Source organism: Rhizomonospora bruguierae (assembly GCF_018397995.1).
Lineage (GTDB): Bacteria > Actinomycetota > Actinomycetes > Mycobacteriales > Micromonosporaceae > Rhizomonospora > Rhizomonospora bruguierae.
Window position 1 is genome coordinate 1 of the sequence record NZ_BBQH01000137.1, and the last position, 1792, is coordinate 1792.

Here is a 1792-nt window from a genome sequence, read left to right on the forward strand (position 1 = left end):
CAAGAAGCACCTGTCCGGGCAGAACGTGCAGGTCGTGGCCACCCTCACCGGCCGGGTCGTCGACGTCGGTGACCCCTGCCCGGGCGCACGCCACGACAGCAAAGCGTTCGTCGACTCCGACCTCGCCGCCCGCTGGTCCGACCACTACGTTCCCGGGTGGCCCCGGCATGATCGGCGACAAGGGCTACCAGGGAACCGGCCACAGCACCCCGTACAAGAAGCCACCCGGCCGGGACCTCACCGACGTCCGCCGGGTCTGCAACACCGCGATCAACCGCATACGGGCCGCTGTCGAACGCGCGATCGCTCACCTCAAGAACTGGAAGATCCTCAAGACCGGCTACCGCCGGTCTCTCCACGACTTCCCACGAGTACTACGCACCGTCACAAAGCTAGAGATCTATCGACGGTCCACCCAATCCTTCCGAAAAAGCCTCCTCGTATTGCGCAATCAACGCGCGCGCCCGATCGATTCTGGGCAACCAGGCGAGTGCGCTCGAACTCGTCGCGCTCGTTAGGCGTCGTCATGGTGACTTCTAAACTAGAACCGTGTGATGCTGGGCCGCGAGATGCAGACAGGCCGCACCGCTGGGCGCGAACGTCTCTCTATCAAGTAGACGATGGATAGCCTCGGGTGCGAAGTCGAATTCCTCGCTCTCTACTTCACCTTCATCGTTCTGTTCGATCATTTCTCCGAAGAGCGAATCGAACAAGTCAGCGTCGAATACCGCAACGGTCAAGACGTCACCAACATAGTTCAGTGCGTCCACGCCAACGCCGAGGCAGTAGATACGCGCCCGGCCCGCTTGCCGGGCCGCTTCCATGGACCGGAACGGCTCTTCCCGCGCATAGTCGATTGGTGATCCGCTCCCGTCGTGTTCAGGGTTTCCGAGAAGTTCTTCGCTATATTCACGCATCATGTTACGCCATAGGTCAAAGTCGGGAGATTCGAGCGCAGGCAGCACCGATGCAGGCTGAAATACGCCAGTAGGAATTACGCTCACCATTCCCCCGGCGATAGCAACCTTCGCCGGGTTCCTTCTGAGCAGGAAAAACGTTGATCCGGACTTACTGGCGCGCACTGTAAGCGTGCTGATCGAGATCATCAGGGGGTACGATGCCAGTTCAAACGGGTCACGGATCAAGCGACGGAATGGGAGGTTCTCCCATGTGACCGCTTCGGCGGTTACCTGGCAATCCTCTCGATGTGCTGTCGCCGCAACCTCGTGGGCCAACGCTTCCCCGACATCGATCATGTCGAAGTAGCACATCTCTCCGAGGGAGAGGTCTAGGTCTAGCCGGGCCGTCTCGCCATCTCCGGCGGAGTTGACGTCCAGCAGCCGGTAGCAAAGGCGGTTCTCAAAGAGCCGGGGGCGTGCCAGATCCCGCATCGCGCGGTGATACCGCGAATAGTCCCGGCCCGCCGTCAAAAGTGGCCGAACTCGGCGCGTCTCTCGCTCACCACCGTTCACAGTCGGTCGCGGAGCTTGGTCTTGCCAGTTGAGATGTACCGCTGAGAGGTCAACTGGCTTCGGTAGCCGCCAGGCAGGCGGCATGAGGATTCCCGTATCTCCAAGACGCATTGATTCAGGGTAGAGCTTGTAGACCGCCTTGGTGAGCGTGCCTCGATTCGCCCCGAGAAACCTCCGGCCGGCAAGCCATTCTCGATGGCTCTCGGCAACTGGCCTCGGCTTCGCATCTCCCCTTTCGGAAACATGGGGAGCTATGCCCAACATCTGTCGCGGAATTTCAAGGCCGTCCGCAATACGCTCACTGGGTGGTGGGTTTCGTT

General features: G+C 60.7%; 2 protein-coding genes. One reads left to right on the plus strand and one right to left on the minus strand.

What is annotated here, in order from left to right:
* The first annotated feature begins 68 nt into the window (after window positions 1-68).
* The gene (locus KJS59_RS30470) at window positions 69-518 is read left to right on the plus strand and encodes a transposase family protein (protein WP_213457432.1); all 450 of its coding nucleotides are present in this window, start codon (window positions 69-71) and stop codon (window positions 516-518) included.
* Window positions 519-536: 18 nt separating this feature from the next.
* Here the strand turns inward: KJS59_RS30470 and KJS59_RS30475 are convergent, their stop codons facing one another.
* On the minus strand, window positions 537-1391 hold the full coding sequence (locus KJS59_RS30475; protein WP_213457434.1) for a hypothetical protein: 855 nt from the start codon (window positions 1389-1391) through the stop codon (window positions 537-539).
* Window positions 1392-1792: the final 401 nt, after the last annotated feature.

Excerpts from the sequence above, each read along its gene's own strand:
- KJS59_RS30475 (WP_213457434.1), bottom strand. The coding sequence starts at position 1,391 with ATGCGGGATCTGGCACGCCCCCGGCTCTTTGAGAACCGCCTTTGCTAC.